Below are 25,808 nucleotides of genomic sequence, written 5' to 3' on the forward strand. Positions count from 1 at the left end.
ATAGATTTATTCATGAAAAAGCCGATAATTTAACAACAATAAGTGCGACATTTGTCATTATATTTCAAACTCAAACAAAAAGTATCATGATACACGACTCATTAAAGAATTCATCTGCCATTGAAAAGCTTCATCCTAAGTTTAAACAAGCGTTTGATTACCTGAAAAACACAGACTTCTCTACTCTCGAAGACGGAAAAATCGAATTGGATGGAGACAAATTATATCTAAGTATCGCAAGCATAAAGGGAAAAGAAAAAGCAGATGCTCCTATTGAAACTCACAAAAACTATATCGACATACAAGTTCCATTATTAGGTGTGGAAAAAATTGGCTGGAAAGCCGGTTGTGATCTACAGGAAGTATCTAAACCTTATAGTTCGGAAAAAGACATCACTTTTTTCATAGATCGTCCTACAGCTTATACAAAAATATATCCGGGAGAGTTTGTTGTTTATTTCCCTGAAGACGGGCATGCTCCGGGCATCGGTGAAGGATTGATTCGCAAAGTAGTGGTTAAAGTCGCGATATAAACACGACGCTAACCTCCAATAACAGCTTCAATACCGTATTCTTTAAACAGGGCGATTGTTTGCTGCTGCACTTCTTCTGAAGGTGGCGTCATAGTTATATTCCCCCGGTTATAGATTGTTCTTAGTTTTTCATGTTTGTTCTTTCCGATATCATGGTAAGGAAGAAGATTTACAATCTTTCGTTGCCAGGATATTGAGGATAAGAACTCCGCCGAACGTCTGATATTTTCTTCATCCGCATTCACTCCTACAATCAGAGGGATGCGGATAAAGAAGTCAGCCCCCGCTTCGGAGATCATTTTCAGATTTGATAATATACGTTCATTGGGGATTCCGCAATAATAGCGATGTTTCTCAGAATCCATGTGTTTCAGATCTACCAAAAATAGCTCACTATTTGCCATTACTTTATTAACCGTTTCCGGTTTTGCGTAGAGTGTTGTATCTACCACACGGTGAATACCTTCTTCTCCACATCGTTGAAGTAATTCTAACAACATCTCGGGATGCATAAGCGGTTCGCCTCCACAAAAAGTAACCCCGCCTGAAGACTGATCCATAAAGGCTGTTTCTTTTAATATCTCCCCCATCAGATAATCTACAGTATACTCCGTTCCGGACATCTCCAGTGCTTTTGTAGGGCAAACCTCTACACATTTTCCACAAAGTTTACAGAGATTTTCATCGCAAACAATGCCATCCGGCGTCAGTTTCAGCGCATTCTCCGGACAGGCCTCTACACAACTCTGACAACCAATACATTTTTTCTTAGTGTATAGTTTTTCTTTGCGAACGCTAATTCCTTCCGGATTATGACACCAGACACAGGACAGCGGGCATCCTTTCATAAAAATAGTGATCCGGATGCCCGGCCCGTCATTTATGGCGTAGCGTTTAATATCAAAAACAAGACTCATTTTATCTTATTAGAAAGAATCATTTTCAGTTCTTGAAATCACCTCATTCTGCAAATCAGCGTTCATATCGTTGAAGTAATCGCTGTAACCGGCCATACGCACAAGCAAGTCTTTATAATCTTCCGGACATTCTTGAGCAGCATAAAGCGTGGCCGTATCAACAATGTTAAACTGAACATGATGACCTCCCAAGGCGAAATAAGAACGAATCAAATGAGCCAATTTGGAAATATCTTCTTCACGCTTAAGCAGACTCGGCAAGAAACGAAGGTTCAACAATGTTCCCCCGCTTTTTATTTGATCCAGCTTACTCAATGATTTAATAACGGCAGACGGTCCATGTGTATCAGCACCGTGAGACGGTGAAGTTCCGTCGGAAATGGATCTTCCGGCTAAACGTCCGTTCGGAGTAGCCCCCATCACCTTTCCAAAATAAACATGACAGGTAGTAGATAGCATATTCAGACGGAATGTTTCACCCTTCGTGTTTGGTTTACCATCTATGGTATCGACCAAATCATCATAAATGCGAACAGCCAATTCATCAGTTTCCTTTATATCATTACCAAAGAATGGTGTTTTATTCAGAACAAACTGACGTAATTTTTCCTCTCCTTCAAAGTTACGTTTCACAGCATCCAGAATTGTTTCCATAGAGAACGTCTTCTTTTCAAACACATGTGTTCTCAACACAGAAAGGCTATCTGTCGTTGTTCCCAGTCCTGTACATTGTATATAAGTTGTATTGTAGCGCGGACCACAATTATAATAATCTTTACCACGGGCAATACAATCATCGATAAACAAAGAAAGAAACGTAGCCGGAGCATACTTCGCAAACATGCGATCGATGTAGTTGCTTACTTTCATCTTTTGATTAACCACGTAACGTAACTGCGTTAGGAAAGCCTGATAAACCTCTTCAAAGCTTTTGAATGCGCGCGGATCACCCGTCTGGATGCTTACCAACTTTCCTGTAACCGGATCATAACCATTATTCAAGGTTACTTCCAGAATTTTAGGAACATTCAGGTAACCAGTCAGCAAATAAGCCTCTTTTCCAAAGGCACCGACTTCAATACAACCGCTACATCCTCCTTCACGTGCATCCTGAAGAGATTTCCCCTGACGCAACATTTCCTGAATATACACATCCGGGTTAAATACAGAAGGATAACCATGACCCTGACGAATAACCTTACATCCGGCACGAAGAAATTTATCCGGTGTACGTGAACTTATATGAATAGAGCTGCCCGGTTGAAGAATATGCAATTCCTCTATAATCTCAAGCATGATATACGACACTTCACTTACCCCATCAGAACCATCAGCTCTCACTCCGCCGATATTGATATTTGTGAAGTCATTGTATGTTCCACTCTCTTTTGCGGTAATACCTACTTTAGGAGGTGCGGTATGGTTATTTACTTTAACCCAAAAACAAGACAGTAATTCTTTTGCGTCATCACGGGTCAACTCGCCATCAGCTACACCCTTTTCGAAGAAAGATTGCAAATGCTGATCAAAGTGTCCGGGATTCATAGCGTCCCAACCATTCAATTCGGTAATTGTTCCCAAATGAACAAACCAATACATCTGGATAGCTTCCCAAAAATTACGGGGAGCATGCGCCGGAACCCAACGACACACTTCAGCAATTTTACGTAATTCGGCGGCACGTTTCAGATCTTTTTCCGTCGATGCCATTTCTTCCGCCATATCCGCATGGCGTTCGGCCAAAAGAATAGCCGCATCACACGAAATAGACATAGCCATCAACTCCTCTTGCTTGTCTGTCGCTTCTACATCATTCATAAAGTCGAGTTTTTCCAACTCTCCGGCAATACGCTTTTTCAGATCAAGCAAGCCTGTTTTATAAATCTTCCCGTCCAAAGCCGTATGACCCGGCGCACGCTGCTCCATAAACTCCGTAAATAGTCCGGCTTCATATAACAAACGCCATTCCTGCGGTACATGTCCAAAAATACGCTCCCGTTGCGTACGCCCTTTCCAATACGGGATCACTTCTTTTTCATACGTATCAATATCTTCCTGTGATATAGCATAACGCTGCAAGTCTCTTGTATTAAGGACGTGCAAGTCTTCCACACTGTGGCAGGTAAGCTCAGGAAACGTAGGTACAGATTTAGGTTTAGGTCCTCTTTCGCCTACAATAAGCTCATCAGCACCAATATAAATGGTTTTATGTTTACATATTTCTAAGAAATTCATTGCCCGAAGAACCGGGATAGGATATTTCCCGTAGTTCTCCTTGTAAAACTGGGTTTCTATCAAGGCGCGCTCAATTGACAAAGAAGGTTCTGCCTCAAAAGACAGTTTACGTAACCGTTTAATCCGGTCATTCATCCCACACTGATTGGCTTCTTTCGTGGGTTCAAAATTTGATGCACGCTGAGGTGCACGCTGTGCAACAGTATCTTTCATACAGAAAAGTATTAATGCGTAAGAATATCATTAAAACAAGACTACAAAATCAAGCTAAATCTCTAAATTAAAACACAAATGAAGAAAAGACCGGTTTACGAAAAAAACCGGAGGGAAAGAATTGTCTAATTATAAAACATCAAACAATTGTATAGTCGTCTGTAAGACTTATTAATCATAATGTCAACGATACGTGAACAAATACTATCACAAATGTAGAAATTATTCCAAAAATAACAAATTTATGAAAGTTAAAAATGCACGTTAAATAACACGGTAAATCAATTGATATTATATCAATCTTTTTCTGTACATTTGAAAGAACAAATTGCTATTCAAATTGTTTAGTATATAGATTATAGCGATTTTTTAAATTAATAGAATTATGAATTTAAGTAAGAAATTATCTGATGCCCTGAACCAGCAAATCAATGAAGAAATCTGGTCTTCAAATCTTTATTTATCCATGTCAATATACTTTGACAAAAAAGGGCTTTCAGGGTGCGCCCATTGGATGAAAAAACAATCTCAGGAAGAATTAGGACATGCTTACCAGATGATTGACTGGTGCATCAAGCGTGGTGGAAATCCGGAAGTAGGACAAATCAACGTAGTTCCTACAGGCTGGGGATCAGTGCTTGAAGTATTCGAACACGTTTACGAGCATGAAGTTCGCGTATCTGAGTTTATCGACAAATTAGTTGATGTCGCTGCAGGTGAAAAAGACAAAGCTACACAAGATTTCCTTTGGGGATTCGTTCGTGAGCAAGTTGAAGAAGAAGAGACAGCTCAAAAAATAGTTGACAGACTCAAATTATTAGGCGAAAAGAACATTGCCTTTTTTGATATGGAATTAGGAAAAAGATAATAAATTCTATGTATCCATTAAAAAGAGGGTGTCCCACAAGGGCACTCTCTTTTATCTTTTTATGCTGCGTTCTTTTGTTGATTTAGCTTTGTCAGATTTATAATCTGAGTTTTTCTCTCTTCGTGGTGTTGATAGACTCTAAAAAGTTCTACATTCTTGTTTTTTACCGTTCTTTTTTGAGCAAAAACTGCCTTTTTCTGCTTTCGATATAGTTTGAGCAGGTTAAAGGCTATAGCAAAGACAGCAAAATCCATTGCCACTTTCTCTTTTGATTGATGGCGGAACCGATTGTAAGCTTTATTGTATTTGATTTGACCGAAAACAGCTTCGGGTTCTATGGGGCGTCGCTTTCGCATTCGTAGACCTTCTTCCGAGGTAAGCCTTTCACGGGCTTTCCGTTTATACTCCCTTAGCTTATGATTAACCTGTATTTGTCTGTCGTTTTCTGACTTATGGCATAAACTCCTGAGCGGACAACCTTGACAACGGCTGGCTTTGTAAACACTTATCTCTGAAACAAAGCCACTTTGAGTTTTACGATTTGTCGTATAAATCTTTTTCATTTGTTGCCCCATCGGACAGATGAAATAGTCTTTCTCCTTATTGTAATAGAGGTTGTCCTGTAGAAATGCATTGTTTTTAAAGGAACGTTTCTCTTCTTTGTGAAAATAATTGTATTTTACATAAGCCTCGATTTCTTTCTTTTCCAGGTAAGTATAATTCTCTTCACTTCCATAACCCGAGTCGGCACAAAGCTGTTCAGGACGTATCTTGTAGTTGCTTTCAAATCCATTCATAAAAGGGATAAGAGTCAATGTGTCTGTTGGATTAGGAAAGAGATCATAGTGTGTTATAAATTGGTTTTCTGTACCTATTTGAAGATTATACGCGGGCTTTAACTGTCCGTTTCTCATATGGTCCTCTTTCATGCGCATAAAAGTTGAATCCGTATCGGTTTTGCCAAAGCTATTACGCTCCCCCAGAGTATCCAACTTTTCTTCGTACTCCTGAAGTTTTGGCAAATGTTTATCTTCCAGCGTTTTGATTTGTTTAAGTTCTTCTTTACTACGGTTCTCCCGGTTTATCTGCTGTATCCTTTCTTTCAATTCCCGACTGTTGATGGGGGTAGGAGGCTCATCATCGGGAGCATTGTCTTGAGTAATACCGTCTTCTATCTGAGAGAGAATACCATGTATTTTAGATTCCAGCTTAGCCTTATTTCTTTCAACGCTTTTGCGCCATACAAAAGTGTATCGGTTAGCACGGCTCTCCAACTTAGTGCCATCTACATAGAGTTCTTTCAAACTGATGTAGCCCATATCTACCAGAATGAAGACGATCTGAACAAATAGCTTATGGATACTCTGCTTTAGACGAAGCGAACGGAAGTTGTTTATTGTCCTGAAATTAGGCTGTTGATCGCCAGAGAGCCAGATGTAATAAATGTTTTGTTCTAATTGAGCGGCTATTTTTCGACAGGAATAGACATTGTTCAGATAGGCGTAAAAAAGAATCTTTAGCAACATCCGGGGGTGGTAACTACTATTGCCTCCTCCTTTATATCCAAAATCAATGTCGGATAAGTCAAGCTCGTCAACAATATGATTGACTAAACGAACGGGGTGATCTTCAGGTATCTTACTGTCTATACTTACCGGAAAAAGAACACCTTGCCCCTGATTGTAGGGTTTCCATGATATTTTGGCCATAAAGCAATGATTGTCTTTGTTTTATGACTTAAATATAATAAAAAAAGAGCAATAAAAAAAGGATGTCCAAAACTTTTTGGACACCCTCTTTTATTTTACCCAACAACAAAAAATATCCAGACCTGTCAATAAGACAAATCTGGACATACTATTTTCTTCTTAAGATAAGCTTACTTTACTTTCTCTACAATTGCTTTGAAAGCTTCCGGATGATTCACTGCTAAGTCGGCAAGAACCTTACGGTTAATTTCAATACCTGCAGCATGTAAAGCTCCCATCAAACGAGAATAAGACAATCCTTCCAAACGTGCAGCAGCGTTAATACGTTGAATCCACAATGCACGGAAAGTACGTTTCTTATTACGACGGTCACGGAAAGCATACGTTAAACCTTTTTCCCAAGTATTCTTTGCTACAGTCCACACATTTTTACGTGCACCATAGTAACCACGGGTAAGTTTTAAAATCCGTTTTCTTTTTGCTCTTGAAGCAACATGATTTACTGATCTAGGCATAATACTAATCTGTTTTTGAACGTTAGCGCCATCTTTCGATGAACTTTATTGCTAAAACATTCGGTTAATAAAAATCTAAAAAAACAACTAATAAAATTACTTTAAAGCAAGTAACAGTTTAACGTTATTCACATCTGTAGAGTGAACCAAACCTGTATGCGTAAGGTTTCTCTTTTGCTTCTTAGTCTTTTTAGTCAAGATATGACTTTTATAAGCATGTTTTCTTTTGATTTTACCTGTTCCGGTAAGGGCAAACCTCTTTTTGGCACCGGAATTAGTCTTCATCTTAGGCATTTTCCAATTATATTTAATTATTATACATATATATATTAACCCTCTCAGGTTAATTTTATTCTTTAGTTATATTTTGCTCTTCAACTTTTTTTTCAGGAGAAGGAGAAGCAACAATCTTCTTTACGGGTTTTGGCGCAGCAGCAGGAGCTTTTTTAGGAGATAACATTATAATCATCCTTTTCCCTTCCAACACAGGCAATTGTTCTACCTTTCCGTAATCTTCCAAATCATTGGCAAAGCGCAATAACAACACCTCACCCTGTTCTTTGAATAAAATAGAACGTCCTTTAAAGAACACATAAGCTTTAACTTTCGCTCCTTCTTCCAGAAAACCTTTCGCATGCTTTAATTTAAAATTATAATCATGGTCATCGGTCTGCGGTCCGAAACGAATTTCTTTAACAATTACCTTAACAGATTTGGCTTTTTGCTCTTTCTGTCTTTTCCTCTGTTGGTAAACAAATTTCTGATAATCGGTTACTTTACAAACAGGGGGGGCAGCATTAGGTGAAATCTCAACTAAATCCAAGTCTAAGTCTTCGGCTATTCTTAATGCTTGAGAAATTGGAAAAACTCCATTTTCTACATTGTCTCCAACCAAGCGGACTTCCCGAACTTTTATCCGTTCGTTTATTCTGTACTGATCTTTTAAGCTGTCATTCTTCATTCAAAAAGCTTTATCTCCTCTATTTAATTTAATTTGTAATTTGCCAACGATTCATCATACTTTCTACTTCTTCGCACAAAAGAGTTGCAAAGGTAGTAATTTCCATCGAACCTTTATCACCTTCGCCCTGTTTTCTTACTGAGACCTCACCTTTTTCGGCTTCTTTTTCTCCTACAATCAACATATAAGGGATTCTTTTCAGTTCATTGTCGCGTATTTTTCGTCCTACTTTTTCATTTCGGTCATCTACAAGCACACGAATATCCTGGTTTTCTAATGTTTTGGCAACCTCCCAAGCGTAGTCATTGAACTTTTCACTGACAGGCAGAATACAAACTTGGTCAGGGGTCAGCCACAACGGGAATTTACCTCCCGTATGTTCTATTAGTACTGCAACAAAACGCTCCATTGATCCGAATGGTGCTCTATGAATCATTACAGGACGGTGTTTTTTATTGTCTTCTCCGGTATATTCCAGCTCGAAACGTTCCGGCAGATTATAGTCTACCTGTATTGTTCCCAATTGCCATCTTCTACCAAGCGCGTCTTTCACCATAAAGTCCAACTTCGGACCGTAGAATGCCGCTTCACCTAATTCAATTCGGGCTTTCAAACCTTTTTCCTGGCAAGCTTCAACGATAGCCCGTTCAGCCTTATCCCAATTATCGTCCGAACCGATATATTTTTCTTTGTTTTCCGGATCACGCAATGAAATCTGCGCTTCAAAATTTTCAAAATCAAGTGCCTTGAATATAATAAATATAATATCCATTACTTTAAGGAACTCATTCTTTAATTGATCCGGGCGACAGAATAAATGCGCGTCATCCTGAGTAAAGCCACGTACCCGGGTAAGCCCATGCAATTCGCCACTCTGCTCATAGCGGTAAACAGTACCAAACTCGGCAAAACGAACCGGCAGATCTTTATAAGAACGCGGAAACGCTTTATATATCTCACAATGGTGGGGGCAGTTCATCGGCTTAAGCAAAAACTCCTCACCTTCTTGTGGCGTATGAATTGGTTGGAAAGAATCCTTTCCGTATTTAGCATAGTGACCGGAAGTCACGTATAATTGTTTTGAACCGATATGCGGAGTAATGACTTGTTGATAGCCATATTTCTTCTGGATTCTTTTCAGAAAATCTTCCAGTTTAAGTCTTAGCTGTGTACCACGAGGCAGCCACAAAGGCAGACCTGCACCAACGGATGTTGAAAAAGTAAACAATTCCAGTTCTTTCCCGATTTTGCGGTGATCTCTTTTCTTCGCCTCTTCCAACAACACCAGATACTCGTCCAGCATTTTCTTTTTAGGGAAAGTAATACCGTAAAGACGAACCAACTGTTTTCTTTTTTCATCTCCACGCCAGTATGCTCCGGCCACGCTCAACACCTTAACAGCTTTCAGATAAGATGTATTAGGCAAGTGAGGACCACGACATAGATCAGTAAATTCTCCTTGCGTGTAAGTAGTGATCTTACCATCTTCAAGTTCACTGATTAATTCGGTTTTATATACTTCTCCCCTGTCGCCAAACATGCTGAGGGCATCTGTTTTGGATATTTCATTCCGGCGGATCTCCTCCTTTTTCGCAACCAGCTCTAACATTTTAGCCTCGATTGCAGGAAAATCTCCTTCTTTAATGGTCACCCCTTCTCCGGGATCTACGTCATAATAGAAACCATTTTCAATAGCAGGACCTATTCCAAATTTTACACCGGGATAAAGTATTTGCAAGGCCTCAGCCATCAAGTGCGCGCTTGAGTGCCAGAAAGCATGTTTCCCTTCTTCGTCATCCCACTTAAATAATTTTACCGTGGCATCTTGTGTGATCGGACGGGTTAAATCCCAAATTTCACCATTCACACTTGCAGCCAAAACATCCTGCGCTAAACGAGAACTGATACTCTCTGCAATTTGCAAAGATGTAGTTCCAGCAGCATATTCTCTTACGGAATTATCCGGAAATGTTATCTTAATCATATCTTGTTAGCTAAAATTCTTAAATTCAAGGTACAAATTTACTATTCTTTTACAAAATAAAGACTTTTAAGCTGTAAAAAATCAATTGCTTGTCATTCGTTTAATAATATTGTACGCATTAATAATACCTAATTCGCCGGCTTTACTCAAATCAGCGATACCTCTGTTTGTATCTCCTAACGACAACCTCGCTAACCCGCGATTAAAATAAGCCTCGGCAAATTCGGGTTCACGTTTAATGGCCTCGTTATAATCCAGAATTGCTGCCCGGAAGTCTTTTTGCGAACAACGAAGATTTCCTCTGTTAAAATAGGCATAAACAAAGTCGGGGTTTAACTTGATCACCATGTCATAATCCCGAACGATCATTTCGTGCTCATAAGCCCGCTTACTGTCTTTAAAACCTGTCTGGGCATGCTGGCTGATAGTCGAAGAGGCTTGCGCATTAGACAAGGCGTTTACGTTCAGCTGCTTGTCAAGCATAGCCAGATCATTCTGGTCTGAAGTATGAGAAAGATCATATTCCAACTGTTTATATCGAACAATTGCCCGGTTAAAATAAGCCATTACAAAAGACGCATCAAGCGACACCACTTTATCAAAGTCTTTAATTGCTTCGGCAAAGTCCTGAACAAGCATATAGTCCAAAGCCCTACCGAAATACAAGTTCGCATCAGATGGGTTTGCGTCTATCTTCGCGGAATAGTTATCTATCGAAGCAAAATGTTGCGCTACCTGATATTCGTTAAGAGCAGCCTCCTGGTTTGTCAGCCTCAGCAACATGTTTAATAACTTTTTCCCATTATAAGCTTCAACCATTTTATCGTAATAGACGAGTGATTTCACCTGATCCGGTTTTTCATAGAAAGTAAGCACAAACTGAGGTTCAATATCTACACGAACATTCTTATCCTGAACACGTCCTCGCACTTCGCTTTGGTATTTACTCTTACGTTCCTCCTCTTTATCGTATACGACAAGGCGGTTAAATTTGTTTATATTCTTATCCGACTTCTCCCGGGTTTTGTCTTCCTCTTTTTTATTTGTCGAGGTAGAGGCCGACGCGGTTGTTGTCGTTCCGGAAGAAGAAACATCAGTTCCTTGTTCTTTTTGATAAGCCGTCCACACATCTCTGTCGGCTCCGGCAAAGTCGCGTATTTTACGTTTGGCTTCGGCCCTGCTGTAATAACCTGCAATAAAATTCGGATATTGCCTTATCACGACATCTAAGTCACGAACTGCACCGACATTATCACCCGTTTCCAATCTCAACAAAGCGCGGTTATAGTAAGCAATATAGTTATCCGGCTCCAGTTCAATCACCACATCAAAGTCTTCTACCGCGTGGTTGTTATCACCTACCTGAGCACGGAGTAACCCTCTGTTAAAACGGGCAATCAGGTTTTGACTATCCATTGATACCACCTGGTCATAATCGGCCATAGCACCACGCAGATCATTCTTCTGATAACGTACAAGTCCTCTGTTTATATAATATCCGCTTTCACGGGTATTCAATTTAATCGCTTCGTTCAGATCGGCGAATGCCTCATCCAATTTATTCATTTGATAGTAAATCAACGCCCTGTTTCCGTAGGAAGCCGCATAATAAGGATCCATTTCTATGGACTTATTATAATCCTCAAGTGCCCGGATCGTATCTCCTTTTTCAAGATACATAGCTCCTCGCGTCATGTAGTTCATCGCGTATTTAGGGTGAGCTTCCATCAGCGTATCAAACACCTTCTCCGCCCCGTCATAATCCTTCTTCTGGATGTAGGCAACAGCCATATTAACCATCATCTGCCGATCTCCGGGCTTAAACTCAAGTCCTTTTGTGTAGTCTTCTATTGCTTCCTGATAATTTTCCTGGCTTTGGCGGGCAATACCACGGGCGTAGTATGCCTGTACTAAAAAGGGGTTCCGCTGAAGACATAAAGAACAGTCTTCCTCGGCCCCCTTATAATCGTCTAAGTTCACTTTGGCTACCGCACGGTAAAAGTAAGGTTCCGCCATCCATGGCTTTGCTTTAATTACCTGATTAAAATACTGGATAGATAGTATATAATCCTCAAAGTATAAGGCATTACGTCCTATTGTAAGTACCCTATCCGTATTGATCTGCGCAAAAGTCAAAAGTGAAAATGTCAATAGTAAAATTGAATATAATGCCTTTCTCATCATCTGTCTAATTCTTGAAAGGCAAAAATAAGGATTTTATCTTATTTTGTTTCAATTTTCACCATCAAATGGTTCTTTGCTATCCGATCTCCTACGCTAACGTTGATTTTGCTTACAACTCCTGCACATGGAGATACAATTCTGTTCAGCATTTTCATCGCTTCATGAATACAGAGCAATTGTCCTTTTTCCACGTGGTCTCCCTCTTTCACCTTGATTTCTACAACTGTACCGGGTAAATGAGCGTTTACTTCACCGGGCAAAACAGGTTTCCACGGTTTACGTTCAAGGTATTTTTTTGTTACTGTCGTTTTGTATTTACGGGCGGTAACAACAAAATCCACGTATTCTGAATTTTTATTTTCCATTTTTATTCGTTGTTAAAAAATTAAAATGGAGGTAATCCATGTTTCTTCTTTGGTCTGTATTCTTCTTTCAGAACAGACAATTTTAGCGCATGCAATAATAACGAACGTGTTTCTTTCGGTTCAATAACAGAATCGATAAAACCTTTCGAAGCCGCAACATAAGGATTCGCGAATTTCTCGATGTATTCTTTCACCTTTTCTTCACGCATTGCGTTCTTATCTTCCGCTTCTTCAATTTCTTTACGGAAAATAATATTGGCAGCACCCTCCGGTCCCATTACCGCAATCTCCGCGCTTGGCCATGCGAATACGAAGTCCGCTCCCAGGTGACGTGAGTTCATCGCGATATATCCACCACCATAAGCCTTACGTAAAATAACGGTAATCTTAGGAACAGTAGCTTCAGAATAAGCATAAAGCACTTTCGCGCCATGGCGAATCACACCGGCGTGTTCCTGATCTATACCCGGCAAATAACCCGGCATGTCTTCCAGTGTAATAATAGGAATATTAAACGAATCACAGAAACGGATAAAGCGAGCCGCCTTGTCCGCACTATCACAGTCGAGCACACCGGCAAGTACCATGGCCTGATTGGCCACAAACCCAACGGTTTCACCACCAATACGTCCAAAGCCGATTACAATGTTAGCGGCCCAAAGTTCCTGTACTTCCAAAAACGCCGAGTCGTCCGCGATACATTTAATTACATCACGTACATCATAAGGTTGTTTTGGATCAGCAGGAACAACTGCTTCTATATTCTGATTAGATGCCGGTGCTTTAGGTTCAATAATTGTATTTTTCTGTGAATTATTCGCCGGAATAAGGCTGATCAGTTCTTTGATCTGCCGAAAACATTCATTTTCTGTTTTAGCATAGAAATGCGCATTACCGGTGATTTCGGCATGAACACGCGCACCGCCTAATTCTTCCATCGAAACGTCCTCACCTAACACAGTCTTAATAACATTAGGACCAGTGATAAACATTTTAGAAATATTTTCTACCACAAACACGAAGTCAGTTAAAGCTGGTGAGTAAACAGCACCACCGGCACAAGGACCTAGAATCAACGATATCTGTGGTATCACACCTGAGGCGATTGTATTGCGATAAAAAATCTCACCATAACCGGCAAGCGCTCCTACCCCTTCTTGAATACGGGCACCTCCCGAGTCGTTAATACCAATTACCGGACATTTCATTTTCAGCGCATGATCCATGATCTTTGTGATTTTACGGGCATGATGAAGACCGAGCGATCCTCCGGCAACTGTAAAATCCTGTGCATAAATACATACAGGAGAACCGTAAATGGTACCTGTACCTGTAATGACTCCATCACCGGGAAATTCTTTTTTATCTAATCCGAAATCACGTCCATCATGCTTAACAAACATGTCAAACTCCTGAAAGGACTCATTATCCAACAAAGAAAGAATACGATCACGGGCTGTTAATTTACCCATGGCGATTTGTTTCTCGATGGCAGCATCTCCACCACCTTTCTTCAGAACTTCTTTCTTGTGTCTCAGTTCCTGAATGTCTTTACTTAAATCTGTCATAGTGATTGACTTAATTAGTTAATTATTTTCCTACAACCTTTGTGCGATAAGCGCAACGGACTGTACCTTTAATAATATTATTTAATTTTCCTTTGCTTAATTGCTTGCGTATCGGAGATATATTGTCAATAAACACGCCTCCTTCCAGATGTTCATACTCGTGTTGCGCCACTCTCGCGGCAAAACCATGTAATTCCTCTTCATGAGAAACAAACTCTTCATCCAGATAAGTGATCCGAATACTTTTCGCACGAGATACTTTTTCGTGTAAACCTGGAAAACTCAAACAGCCCTCATCCATGGAAACCTGCTCTTCACTGCGTTCTGTGATACGCGGGTTTATCATTGCACGCTTAAAGTCCTTGCATTCGGGGAAATCATCGGATAGTATGTCGGCGTCGATAACAAGAAGCCGGATAGACAAACCTACCTGAGGTGCGGCCAATCCAACCCCATCCGCATTATACATTGTATCAAACATATTAGCGACCAGTTCTTTCAGATTAGGATAATCAGCAGGAATTTCCTCATTATCTCCTCTTAAAACCGGCTGCCCGTAAAGATATATTGGTAAAATCATAGTTTATATTGATATTTTTTACTTTCCAAGTAAGATTGCAAAATAATTACCGCGCTTATTTCATCTACAAGTGCCTTATTTTGTCGTTGTTGTTTTTTGAGTCCGCCGTCTAACATCGCTTTATGCGCAAGAACAGATGTAAAACGCTCATCGTAATATTCCACAGGTATCGACGGAAAAAGACGCTTCAACCGCGTTGCAAAACGTTCTACATATTTCATATTCTCAGACGGCTGATTGTTCATCTGCTTCGGAAGCCCTAATACAAATAATTCAACAGGCTCTTTCTTTATATAATCAGATAAAAAAGCCTCCAGTTCGGTACTCGGCAGCGTAGTTAAACCATTTGCAATCATCTGCAAGGTGTCTGTTACCGCGAGTCCGGTTCTTTTATGTCCATAATCTATGGCCAAAATCCTTCCCATAACGGGTACAAATATACAATTAATTATCTTTCCATTACACAAAATCCGAGAAAGTGTGCATCAAACAATTCAATAAGCGTTCTTTTCACCTCTAAACATATTGATAACCGTAACAACGATTATTTTCAAATCTAAGAAGAAAGACCAGTTCTCAATATACCAAACATCTCTTTTAACCCGGCCTTCCATCTGTTCCAACGTCTTGGTTTCTCCTCTATAACCGGTAACCTGCGCCCAGCCGGTCACACCCGGTTTCGCTAAATGCCGAACCATATATTTATCAATTAAGGCAGAGTATTGTTCCGTATGTTTTAACATGTGTGGGCGAGGTCCTACAACAGACATATCCCCCAGCAGTACATTAAAGAATTGGGGAAATTCATCCAGGTTGGTTTTTCTCAGGAAAGTCCCTATTTTAGTTGTTCGTGGGTCGTTTTTCTGTGCCTGTTTTTTATCCGCGTCGTCATTCACACGCATGGTTCGAAACTTGTAGCATTCAAAATCATGACCATACAGTCCCGTACGTCTTTGTTTAAAAAAGATAGGACCTTTTGACGACATTTTTATCAGCAAACCTACTATTACATATAAAAAGGGGAAAATAAGCGTCAACACCAACAAGGAAAACACAATATCAAAGCATCGCTTCAGAAAACGATTGTAAGCGGCCTGCAAAGGTTCACGTCTTACGGAAAGCAACGGAATATATTCTATAACATCCATCACTAAGCTCTTTTTCACATTCCGGTAAAACTCCGGAACGATGTAGAATCGTATCATATTCTTTTCCGCGAAATTCAGCAGCCGCAACAGTTTCTCGTCTTGCGTACCGGGCAGTGTATAATAGATTTCGTCCACATCATGTTCAGTCACATAAGTTTCTACTTCATTTGTCAGACCAAGATAATTGGGTAAAACCTGTTGCAGAGAAATGTTATCGTCAAAGAAACCCATTATCTTAAAACCATAGGAAAGGTCGTTTTTCATCACCTTATATATTTCCATTCCATTTTTACCGGCACCCACAATTACTACTTTTTTTGAGTTAAGCCCCTTCTTACGGTAAGCCTTCAAACAGATTCTCACAATGACCTGCCAAAGAGACAAAACAACAACCGTCGCCCCATAGTAAACAACTAAGAATGTAGCCAACAAATCGCTGATATTCATAAATGTAAGGCAGGTAGCAAAAAAGAAGATCAACAAAGTGACCAGCATAAACGCGCGTTGCACCAGCTTATCGATAAACACAACCGAAAGGTGCAATTGTATAGGAACAAAATACAATGCAAAGAAATAACAGAAGTTCAACAAAAGTATCACTTCTCTCATCACAGGCCTTATCGCTCCGGTATATATATCACCGAGCATTTGAAATACAACAAAAAACATGAGGTTAAGAATAATCAAATCCCCCATGCCTATAAACCATTGGATAAAATAACTATGCCGCTTTTTCCACTCCATCATATAAGCAATCAGTCAAACTGTTACAAAATTAAGCAATAAATCTGAATCAAACAGAGGTAGAGGGAACTTGTTTTAAAATCAATTTAAATTCATAGCCGGTTTAAATTTTGCGCTTAGTCCGTTTTTTCACTAAGTTTAGTGCTTTAAACTCAATAATTATGTTCGAAAAATTAATTGCGATAGAGCCGGTAAGCCTGATCCCTTCTGCTGAGAAGGAATTGCATACGTATGCGAAAGAGGTGATTATGTATACTAACATTCCGGCAAACGACAGCGAAATTATTTCGCGGATCGGAGATGCGGACGCCGTACTTCTAAGTTATACTTCACGTATTAATCGTGCCGTATTGGAAAAATGTCCGAATATAAAATATATCGGGATGTGTTGTTCTTTGTATTCGCCGGAAAGCGCGAATGTCGATATTCTTTATGCCAATGAAAGAGGTATAACCGTAACCGGTATTCGCGATTATGGCGATGAAGGTGTGGTCGAATATGTAATCAGTGAGTTAGTACGCTGCCTTCACGGTTTTGGTCGGGAGCCTTGGGATGGCACGCCACAGGAAATCACTGGATTAAAGGCCGGAATTGTAGGGCTTGGTAAATTAGGTGGTATGATTGCCGACGCGTTGCGTTTCTTCGGCGCGGAGATCAGCTACTTTTCCCGTAGTGAAAAGGCAGAAGCGGCAGCCAAAGGTTACCAATACCTGCCCTTACCCGATTTACTTGCTCAAAACCAACTCATCATCTGCTGTCTGAACAAAAATACGGTTTTACTGCATGAAGAGGAATTCAGGCAAATCGGGAATAAAAAGATATTATTTAATGTAGGGCTCTCTCCTGCCTGGGATGAAGCTCCTTTTATCCAATGGCTGGAAAAAGACAACCTTTGTTATTGTGATAGCACAGACGCCTTAGGCGGAACTCATCTGCTCGATCATCCGCGAATTCAATGCATGCAAACATCTACCGGACGAACCCGTCAGGCGTTTGACCGCCTGAGCGAGAAAGTACTGGCCAACCTGTCAGAATACAATGGGTGAAACTATATTAAGCAGGGTGCTCACCACCGACCATCCTGCTATATCAGGTGTAGCGCTGTAAATATCGACAACAGCGTGCACCTGGTCGTTCTTAATCTCCACCTTCTGCGTATCTCCCACAAAACCGGGAGTAGATTGCATCGTAACCTGCATATTTTCCGGACCGACCGATGCTCTTGAAGCCGCTACCGTTACATTCACCCGGGTAGGAAACATAGCTATCGCCTCCGCCGCGTTTCCCTCAAATACCACACGTTGTTCTGTGTGCAAAGCCTCATCATAAACAGCAGTCCCCCGTAATCCGTTAGGTCCTTTTTCATTGAAGAATTTGGCAGAAGCATTACCCATCAACGCGGCAGTGCGAAGTACATCAAAACCACCGGTTGCACCGGAAGCGATATACACACGAGAGCCGTTCGCTTTTGCAGCCTCCGTTACATGCTTATAAAAAACATCATCCGCAAAAGCACCGATCGACAAGGTCACAATAGAAGTACCATTCTTCAACGCAGGTATTGCCAGTTCGCGCATCGCCGCCGGAGAAGCGGTTTCAACAAGATAATCCGGCTTCAAAGCCAACAACTCCTCGATAGAATCACAGGCAACACAAGCTCTGCCATTCTTATTCATCAGCGAAGTAAAACGTTCCATCTTCTCAGCCGAACGCGAATAAACGCCCACCAACTCATACTCCGGCAATAAACCATTAACAACTGCTTCAGCCACAATAAGCCCCAGTCGCCCACATCCAACAATCACTAATTTTTTCATGCGATTATATTTATTTTTTTCATTCAGGTCGTTTGGAACGCACATAATCATTCACTTTGGTAAAAACGATTGTTTTACATGTTCGTTTCATATTGACAAATATAACCTCTTTCCACGGAAGAAAAAAAGGTAAGCAAGGAAGGAATAGGGTTTTAAGGGGTTTCGCCCCTGCTACCCCGACCTTTTCTTTTTGTTAGCCCGACCGCCCCTCTCTGCCATTCTGACTGCCCTCCCCTGTCAACCCGACCAACCCTCTCTGTCATTCCGACCGAAGTGGAGGAATCTCTGCATAAAACTACATTAAATAATAGTCAGACAGGATGAGATGCTTCGACAAGCTCAGCATGACAGTGGGAAGGAACTGTCCCCCCCTATCATCTCGACCATCCTCCCCTGTCATCTCGACCACCCTCCCTGTCATCTCGACCGAAGTGGAGAGATCTCTGCATGGGGCGTAATTAGATAGTGAAAGAGATCAACTATTTTTTTCTGGTTGGCAGTGTTTTTTATGTCTACTCTAACTTCGTATTAGTGTTCAAAAAAGTCAGCATTAAAATGAAGCCTTTTTTCATAATACTATATAAAAAAAAAGATATCCTTTATTTTTCAAAATATATCCTTTATTTTTCAAAAAATAACCTTTATGTTTTTCGGCCTCTACAATGCGCTGATTGTCAGCAGTATAGAAAGCCGCTAAAAAATAGGAAAACAAGGCCTGTTTTTAGCTTAAAAAATCAATGTTTATAGGCGGTTGAAAGCACGATTGATAACATAGTTGATCAGGGCAAAAGATTTTTCGCCCCTACGAACATAAACCACCCTCAATTTCAACCCGACTACCCTCCCTGTCATCTCGACTTTCCTCTCTGTCATCTCGACCGCAGTGGAGAGATCTCTACATAAAGCTTCGGTTTATAATAGTCTGATGGGATGAGATGCTTCGACAGGCTCAGCATGACAGTGTGGTTGGGTTGACCTTTTCCAGAAAAAATTTTATAGTAAAGGACATGCCAAAATTGAGGGGAGGAAAAGGGGTGGTTTTCTTTCATACAAGATTCATTATTCATTCGTATATTTGTTGACAAATCAGATTAGAATGAAACCATTTTTATTTCAGGTAGCTTCTTTGTTTTACAATATATATAAAGGTAAAATAAGTCGTCTTGCTTTTATTTTCCCGAATCGTCGCGCGGGTTTGTTTTTTCAGAAGCATTTATCGGAGATTGCCGGAAAACCTTTGTTTTCGCCAACGATACTTACGATTAATGATCTGTTTGTTAAACTTAGCGGTAAGCAAGCGGCAGACCGTATCAGTCTTCTGTTCAAATTATACGATATATATAAGCAAACAAGCGGCTCGGACGAAACTTTCGATGATTTTCTTTACTGGGGAGAGATGTTGTTGAGCGATTTTGACGATGTGGATAAGTATATGGTGAACGCGCGTATGCTTTTTACCAATGTATCCGACCTCAAGCAGTTAGAGGATGATTTCAACGCCCTCACCCCGGAGCAGGTAGCGGCTATCCGTACTTTCTGGGCCACGTTTCATCCGAAAGGCGACACGCCAAATCAGAAAAATTTCCTCGCTCTCTGGGAAATACTCCATACGCTTTATACCAACTTGCGCGAAGAAATGAAAGCCGAAAACAGGGGATACGAAGGAATGATCTTCCGCGACGTGGTGGAACGCATGCAACAAGGCGAAGCGTTCAATCTGCCTTACGATAAAATTGTTTTTGTCGGCCTCAACGCGCTGTCCACCTCGGAAGAGCATCTGTTGGACGAGCTGCTGAAACAAGGCATGGCAGATTTTTATTGGGACTACGCCTCACCAAAAGTTACAGACCCTGACAACAAGGCTTCGTTTTTTGCTTTACGGAATATACGGCGCTATCCCTCTGAGTTCGAGTTGCCGGAGGAGGAAATCAACACGCCCGACATAGAAGTGATCGGTATACCATCTGCCGTAGGACAAGCAAAGCAGATTCACGAACTCCTCACAAGCTATGGCTTAGAGGAAATGAAAGCCGAAGATGCTTTGCGCACGGCAATAGTACTGCCTGAAGAGCAAATGCTGATACCGGTTCTGAACTCGATACCGGAAAATATAAAGCGGGTTAATGTAACGATGGGGTATCCTCTAGCCGGCACACCGGTTGCTTCCTTGATGGAAAACATACTCACTTTACAAAAAAACATCCGTTTCACCGAAGGAACACCTTCTTTTTATTTTCGCGACGTGCTGCCGGTTCTAAATCACCAATATGTTTATGCCGCCGAGCCGGATAAGATTTCCGAATTAGTTAAAGAGATCATAAAGTACAACCGAATCTACATCAGTGCCAAGGAATTAGCCATAACTCCGTTATTGCGCGACTTGTTTTCAACGTTCAGAGACACAAGTGATTTTTCGGACTATCTCATCAATATTTTAAAACGCTTGAACAAAGCGGTTTCACCGGATAACATTGAAAAGGATGACGACGAAACATTATCGATGAACGATCTGGAACAGGAGTTTATTTTCTTCTATTTCACAACCGTAAACAGGATGAAAGAACTGCTGTCTGCCGGCCGAATAGAAATGAAGATCGACACCTATTTCCGCCTGATCAAACGCATTACGGATACAATCACAATCCCGTTTTATGGCGAACCGTTGTCCGGCTTGCAAATCATGGGTGTATTGGAAACCCGCGCGCTCGACTTCGACAGACTCATTATTCTTTCCATGAACGAAGGAATCTTCCCAAAGAGAACGGCTCCCAATTCTTTTATCCCCTATAACCTCCGACGCGGTTTCAACTTACCGACGTATGAACACCAGGACAGTGTATGGGCTTATCACTTTTACCGCCTGATCCACCGCGCCAAGCAAGTAACATTAGTATATGATACCCGTAGCGGAAACGGTTCGCAAACAGGAGAGATCAGCCGCTTTGTGCATCAACTGCACTACCATTACAACGAGCCCCTGCAACGTAAATTAGCTGTTTACAACGTTTCGTCGTCCAAAACTCCTCCTATCCTTGTTCGTAAAACAGATGAAGTGCTGGCTCAATTATCCACATTCCGCAAAGGAGGCTCCCGCGCCCTTTCGGCAAGTGCGATTAACACCTGGTTAGACTGTCCGCTGAAATTTTATTTCTCGGTAGTTGAATCCATACAAGAGGAAGAGGAGGTTGTGGAAAGCGTTGAAAGCAGTATTTTCGGCAGCATCCTGCATAAGGTAATGGAAATATTATACACCCGTTTTTGTGGACAAATGGTAACCGCCGACCTGCTACAGATTATACGTAAAGACACGCGTTTGCTGACGGACGTAATCAACGAAGCGTATAATAAAGAATTCTTTAAAACCGAAAAAATACGTCCGCTCACCGGTCAGAACTACCTGAATGGCGAGATGATACGTAAATATGTTTTAAAGATACTCAGCCGTGACAGCGAGCAAACACCTTTTCAATACATTATGTCCGAGAAGCGTGTGAAAGCGAATTTCAAGTTGTCGAATGGAGATGAAATCAGCTTGAAAGGGTTTATCGACCGTGTAGATGAAGTGGGCAACCGCCTGCGGATCGTAGACTATAAAAGTGGTAGTGGACTCTCCTCTTTTACAGGTATAGATCAACTGTTCGACCTCGAAGCCAAAGATCGCCCGAAAGCGATTATGCAAGTATTCATGTACGCCTGGATGTATCAGAACGAGGTAAAGCAGCCTATCACCATACAACCCACCATCTATTACCTGCGTACACTTTTCAACGACAACTTTGATCCGTCAGTCTACCTCCGGATTGAACGCGGCAAATCAGACGCGGTTACCGATTTCAGCGAATACGCTACTGCGTTTGAAGAAGGACTGCGCAACTGTTTAGATCAGCTATTTTCGCCCGAACAGCCTTTTATGCAAACACCAACAGGAAAGGCCTGCGTTTATTGCTCGTTCAAAAACATCTGCGGAAAGTAGAGCAGGTGTTGATAAGTTATCGCACGCTAATACCTATATTTTAGCAAAAGAAAAGTATCTTCGTATATCGAACAAAAAGGGAATTGAATGGATGCGAGTGTACTGGAAAAGCTGAAAGTGCTGGCAGAATCGGCGAAATACGATGTTTCGTGCGCTTCGAGCGGTACTTCCCGTTCTTCCCGAAAGGGAGAAATAGGAAGTGCGGCTGGATGGGGCATTTGTCATAGCTTTTCGGAAGACGGACGTTGCGTTTCTTTACTTAAAATTATGCTTACCAACAGTTGTATGTATGACTGTGCCTATTGCATTAATCGCCGGAGCAACGACATTCCCAGAGCGACACTTTCTGTCACGGAATTGGTTAATCTCACTATTGAATTCTATAAACGCAATTATATAGAGGGCTTGTTTCTGAGTTCAGGAGTTGTGCGAAGTCCGGATTATACGATGGAACGTTTGGTAAGGGCGATAAAAGATCTGCGACTGATCCATCGTTTTAACGGTTACATTCACATGAAAAGCATTCCGGGTGCCAGTCAGGAACTCGTTAATGAAGCCGGATTGTATGCAGATCGTTTAAGTGTGAACATCGAAATACCGAATGAAACGAGTCTTAAAATGCTCGCTCCGGAAAAAGACTTCAAAAGCGTTTTCAGTCCGATGAAGTATATACAGCAAGGCGTGCTGCAAAGCGCGGAAGAGCGAAAACGGTTTCGGTATGCTCCCCGTTTCGCTCCAGCCGGTCAAAGCACACAGATGATCGTTGGTGCTACGGCGGATACAGACAAAGACATTCTGTCTTTATCGTCGGCCCTGTATCAACGACCTACGATGAAAAGGGTTTATTATTCCGGTTTTATTCCCGTCAACTCGTATGACAATCGGTTGCCGGCATTGATAAAGCCACCTTTGGTTCGTGAAAATCGCTTATATCAGGCCGATTGGCTGTTGCGTTTCTACCAATTCAAAGTAGAAGAGATCGTAAATGACGCTTATCCCGATTTGGATCTGGAGCTTGATCCGAAACTATCGTGGGCCTTGCGTAATCCGCAACATTTCCCGGTAGATATCAACCGGGCTGATTATGAAATGTTGCTCCGTGTGCCGGGTATCGGGGTTAAGTCGGCTAAATTAATTGTCACCTCCCGCCGTTTCTCCCGCCTGGGTTCATTGCAGCTAAAGAAAATAGGTGTAGTAATGAAAAAAGCGCAATATTTCATTACCTGTCACGAACTGGGTGCGAAAACGATCCACGAGTTACACCCTGAAAATGTTCGGGGCTTACTAATCCGCAAGCCTGCTCATAAGCATGACGACAGACAGTTAAGCATACTTTTTGAAGATTAACGCCATGCTTGTTTTCACCTACGATAAAACATTTGAAGGATTGCTCACGGCTGTTTTCGACGCGTATGATCGCCGTACATTTCCTGATCAGCTGATTGAAGAGGGAGAAATCCTTCCGCTCTTTTGCGATGAAACACACGCCGTTATTACGGATGAAGAAAAATCCGCACGGGTATGGCGCGGATTGGAGAAAAAGATTTCCGCTTCCGCCTTATCCAGTCTGACGGTTTGCTGGTTATCCGAATTACCGGAAACAGACACGCTCCTGTTCAACTATATCCGCAAAGCGATTGACGCGCCAACGTCAATCGAACTTAATTTCGGAGACGCTGATGTATTGCAATTATCCAAAATATGGAAACAGGTTAACAATGAAAAACTACGTGTGATTCAGTTTCTCCGGTTTCAAAAAACAACAGACGAAACCTACTTTGCTCCTATCGAACCAATATATAATGTTTTACCGCTAACACTCCGCCATCTGCAAGATCGGTATGCCGGTCAGAAATGGTTGCTCTACGATATGAAACGGGAATACGGTTATTATTACGATATGGAGGAAACAAGGGAAGTACGGTTTGAAAAAAAAGAAAAGCACCTTTTATCCGGTATATTAAGTGAGGAGCTGATGGATAAAGACGAGGTATTGTTTCAACAATTGTGGAAGTCCTACTTTAAGTCCATCACCATAAAAGAACGCATAAACCCCATATTACACAAACAACACCTGCCGGTCCGTTTCTGGAAATACCTAACGGAGAAGCAATAAATATCACTGCTTTAACTTCACTTCTTTATCGCGCCACTGCTTGGGTGTGCAGCCTGTTTCTTGAGCAAATGCCTTGCCGAATACCGAAATAGAACTAAAACCGGATAGATCAGCTATGTTTGTGATGTTTAGGTCAGGACGCGATTGCAACAAAGATTTACCCTCCTCAATTCGATAGCGCGTCACGAACTGATAAAAATTCACGCCGTATCCCTCATTAAATAAACGAGACAGATAGCTACGGTTCAAAGGTAATACGTCCATTACATCGGTCAATTTAAAGTCTTTTCGCAAGTAGGGCTTTTCTGCCTCCATCCATTGTTCCAATTTATACTTATGAGCAGGGATATTGTTTGAAAAGCCGTATTTGGCAACAGCATATTCGTCGAGTTCATTAGCAACACCGAGTTCCTCTTTTGCAGCATCCATTCCCTCCTTGAAATAACCCTCGGGGTAAGGGTTCTTTTGAAATAACACACGATAAAAACCGTACAGAAAGAAGAACAGAAAAATGATATTATGCATTAAAACACTTCGGGCATCATTGCTTAACACAACAATTTCACATGAGATGGTAATCACTAAGTTTCCGTAAATATAATCTTGTAACCATTTTACATCCATATTCTCCATGGATGCATAGTTGTTTTCACACCATTCTTTGTAATTATTCCGATAACGAAGCATAATTACCAATCCGATTATAGGATAGGTGAGAATAAACAGACGGATCCATACATGAATACTCCAGAAATTTTGGAGTAAAACAGACCAGTTATCTATTACCGGCATGGGCTCTGTTGTAGTAATCGCAAAAAGTAAATAAACTCCCAGAACAACAATAGTAGGCAGAAACAAAATCACCGCACGCTTTGCCGAGAGCCATCCGGGACGAAAGGCTTCGATGGGATACAACAAAAAGATATATTCATATATACTCCCGTAAATAAGCATGGGTAACGATACAAATTTATAGTTTACCACCCCTGCATATCCTGTAGTTAGTCCATTGATGAGTGATAAGAGATTGGTTAAACCAACCATAAACATCAGAAAAACAAACAAGCTTCGGGAACGCACACCATTGCGTCGCAGCCACAGCATGAACGCTCCGCCTAAGCACAGCACGCATAACATAGACAGGACAGACTGACGTATATACCGAAATGACTCCAAGGATAATTGCATCAGGTAGTAATGCCCGACACATACAACAAGAAGAATAAGTGTATAAAAAAAAGTTCGTTTATACCTGAGCAACAGCGTTAACCAATTGCCCTTAGGTAAGCGTTTCCGAAACATAAGTTCAGTTTTTCAATAAACCGTAAAGTTAATTTTACTTTTGCCACTTCCAAAAAAAACAAATGGTCTGATCTGT

21 protein-coding genes are annotated in these 25,808 nt (G+C 41.2%); 6 read left to right on the top strand and 15 right to left on the bottom strand.

Going from position 1 to position 25,808, the window contains the following annotated elements; translation table 11 throughout:
• Positions 1-86 precede the first annotated feature (86 nt).
• Complete coding sequence (locus tag B9Y81_RS03905) at positions 87-533, top strand: NanQ anomerase/TabA/YiaL family protein (RefSeq protein ID WP_085535693.1); 447 nt, start codon at positions 87-89, stop codon at positions 531-533.
• A gap of 8 nt (positions 534-541) precedes the next feature.
• Here the strand turns inward: B9Y81_RS03905 and B9Y81_RS03910 are convergent, their stop codons facing one another.
• Positions 542-1,450, bottom strand: coding sequence for a glycyl-radical enzyme activating protein (locus tag B9Y81_RS03910; RefSeq protein ID WP_085535694.1), 909 nt, complete (start codon positions 1,448-1,450; stop codon positions 542-544).
• Positions 1,451-1,459: 9 nt separating this feature from the next.
• The gene (hypD, locus tag B9Y81_RS03915; RefSeq protein ID WP_245832405.1) at positions 1,460-3,820 is read right to left on the bottom strand and encodes a trans-4-hydroxy-L-proline dehydratase; all 2,361 of its coding nucleotides are present in this window, start codon (positions 3,818-3,820) and stop codon (positions 1,460-1,462) included.
• A 463-nt stretch (positions 3,821-4,283) separates the two neighbouring features.
• Here hypD and B9Y81_RS03920 point away from each other — a divergent pair, with 463 nt between their 5' ends.
• Positions 4,284-4,766 carry a ferritin gene (locus tag B9Y81_RS03920; RefSeq protein ID WP_085535696.1) on the top strand — a complete coding sequence of 161 codons (483 nt, stop codon included), beginning with the start codon at positions 4,284-4,286 and terminating at the stop codon, positions 4,764-4,766.
• A 59-nt stretch (positions 4,767-4,825) separates the two neighbouring features.
• Here the strand turns inward: B9Y81_RS03920 and B9Y81_RS03925 are convergent, their stop codons facing one another.
• From B9Y81_RS03925 to B9Y81_RS03975, 11 genes are all read right to left on the bottom strand, one after another.
• On the bottom strand, positions 4,826-6,475 hold the full coding sequence (locus tag B9Y81_RS03925) for an IS1182 family transposase (protein WP_085535336.1): 1,650 nt from the start codon (positions 6,473-6,475) through the stop codon (positions 4,826-4,828).
• Positions 6,476-6,645: 170 nt separating this feature from the next.
• Positions 6,646-6,990, bottom strand: coding sequence for a 50S ribosomal protein L20 (rplT, locus tag B9Y81_RS03930; protein ID WP_085535697.1), 345 nt, complete (start codon positions 6,988-6,990; stop codon positions 6,646-6,648).
• 96 nt (positions 6,991-7,086) lie between these two features.
• Positions 7,087-7,284 (bottom strand): 50S ribosomal protein L35, encoded by a 198-nt coding sequence (rpmI, locus tag B9Y81_RS03935; RefSeq protein ID WP_085535698.1) that lies wholly within the window; start codon positions 7,282-7,284, stop codon positions 7,087-7,089.
• A gap of 55 nt (positions 7,285-7,339) precedes the next feature.
• Entirely contained in the window at positions 7,340-7,951 is a 612-nt protein-coding gene (gene infC / locus B9Y81_RS03940) for a translation initiation factor IF-3 (protein WP_085535699.1), read from the bottom strand.
• Between the two features lie 28 nt (positions 7,952-7,979).
• Complete coding sequence (gene thrS / locus B9Y81_RS03945) at positions 7,980-9,935, bottom strand: threonine--tRNA ligase (protein WP_085535700.1); 1,956 nt, start codon at positions 9,933-9,935, stop codon at positions 7,980-7,982.
• 81 nt (positions 9,936-10,016) lie between these two features.
• Positions 10,017-12,119, bottom strand: a complete 2,103-nt coding sequence (locus B9Y81_RS03950; RefSeq protein ID WP_394335427.1) for a tetratricopeptide repeat protein — start codon at positions 12,117-12,119, stop codon at positions 10,017-10,019.
• A gap of 38 nt (positions 12,120-12,157) precedes the next feature.
• Positions 12,158-12,484 (bottom strand): acyl-CoA carboxylase biotin carboxyl carrier protein subunit, encoded by a 327-nt coding sequence (locus B9Y81_RS03955; RefSeq protein ID WP_245832391.1) that lies wholly within the window; start codon positions 12,482-12,484, stop codon positions 12,158-12,160.
• Between the two features lie 20 nt (positions 12,485-12,504).
• Positions 12,505-14,052 (bottom strand): acyl-CoA carboxylase subunit beta, encoded by a 1,548-nt coding sequence (locus B9Y81_RS03960; protein ID WP_085535702.1) that lies wholly within the window; start codon positions 14,050-14,052, stop codon positions 12,505-12,507.
• 22 nt (positions 14,053-14,074) lie between these two features.
• A complete protein-coding gene (gene def, locus B9Y81_RS03965; RefSeq protein ID WP_085535703.1) occupies positions 14,075-14,632 on the bottom strand; it encodes a peptide deformylase in 558 nt (185 codons plus the stop codon).
• Positions 14,629-15,057, bottom strand: a complete 429-nt coding sequence (ruvX, locus tag B9Y81_RS03970) for a Holliday junction resolvase RuvX (RefSeq protein WP_085535704.1) — start codon at positions 15,055-15,057, stop codon at positions 14,629-14,631. Before ruvX ends, def begins: the two co-directional genes overlap by 4 nt.
• A gap of 69 nt (positions 15,058-15,126) precedes the next feature.
• Positions 15,127-16,524: an undecaprenyl-phosphate glucose phosphotransferase gene (locus B9Y81_RS03975; RefSeq protein WP_085535997.1), complete on the bottom strand. Its 1,398-nt coding sequence runs from the start codon at positions 16,522-16,524 to the stop codon at positions 15,127-15,129.
• 161 nt (positions 16,525-16,685) lie between these two features.
• Here B9Y81_RS03975 and B9Y81_RS03980 point away from each other — a divergent pair, with 161 nt between their 5' ends.
• On the top strand, positions 16,686-17,570 hold the full coding sequence (locus B9Y81_RS03980) for an NAD(P)-dependent oxidoreductase (protein ID WP_085535705.1): 885 nt from the start codon (positions 16,686-16,688) through the stop codon (positions 17,568-17,570).
• Here the strand turns inward: B9Y81_RS03980 and B9Y81_RS03985 are convergent.
• Positions 17,553-18,341, bottom strand: a complete 789-nt coding sequence (locus B9Y81_RS03985) for an aspartate dehydrogenase domain-containing protein (protein ID WP_085535998.1) — start codon at positions 18,339-18,341, stop codon at positions 17,553-17,555. The two genes, B9Y81_RS03980 and B9Y81_RS03985, sit on opposite strands and share 18 nt — an antisense overlap.
• 1,096 nt (positions 18,342-19,437) lie before the next feature.
• Between B9Y81_RS03985 and B9Y81_RS03990 the strand changes: the two genes are divergently transcribed.
• The 3 genes from B9Y81_RS03990 to B9Y81_RS04000 all read left to right on the top strand — a co-directional run bounded on the left by B9Y81_RS03990 (position 19,438) and on the right by B9Y81_RS04000 (position 24,430).
• The gene (locus B9Y81_RS03990) at positions 19,438-22,314 is read left to right on the top strand and encodes a PD-(D/E)XK nuclease family protein (RefSeq protein WP_085535706.1); all 2,877 of its coding nucleotides are present in this window, start codon (positions 19,438-19,440) and stop codon (positions 22,312-22,314) included.
• 87 nt (positions 22,315-22,401) lie between these two features.
• Positions 22,402-23,661, top strand: a complete 1,260-nt coding sequence (locus B9Y81_RS03995) for a putative DNA modification/repair radical SAM protein (RefSeq protein ID WP_085535707.1) — start codon at positions 22,402-22,404, stop codon at positions 23,659-23,661.
• A 4-nt stretch (positions 23,662-23,665) separates the two neighbouring features.
• Positions 23,666-24,430: a TIGR03915 family putative DNA repair protein gene (locus B9Y81_RS04000; RefSeq protein ID WP_085535708.1), complete on the top strand. Its 765-nt coding sequence runs from the start codon at positions 23,666-23,668 to the stop codon at positions 24,428-24,430.
• A 3-nt stretch (positions 24,431-24,433) separates the two neighbouring features.
• Here B9Y81_RS04000 and B9Y81_RS04005 read toward each other — a convergent pair whose 3' ends face one another.
• On the bottom strand, positions 24,434-25,732 hold the full coding sequence (locus B9Y81_RS04005) for a helix-turn-helix domain-containing protein (RefSeq protein ID WP_245832392.1): 1,299 nt from the start codon (positions 25,730-25,732) through the stop codon (positions 24,434-24,436).
• Positions 25,733-25,808: the final 76 nt, after the last annotated feature.

It is taken from the genome of Massilibacteroides vaginae, from assembly GCF_900178525.1.
Lineage (GTDB): Bacteria > Bacteroidota > Bacteroidia > Bacteroidales > Tannerellaceae > Massilibacteroides > Massilibacteroides vaginae.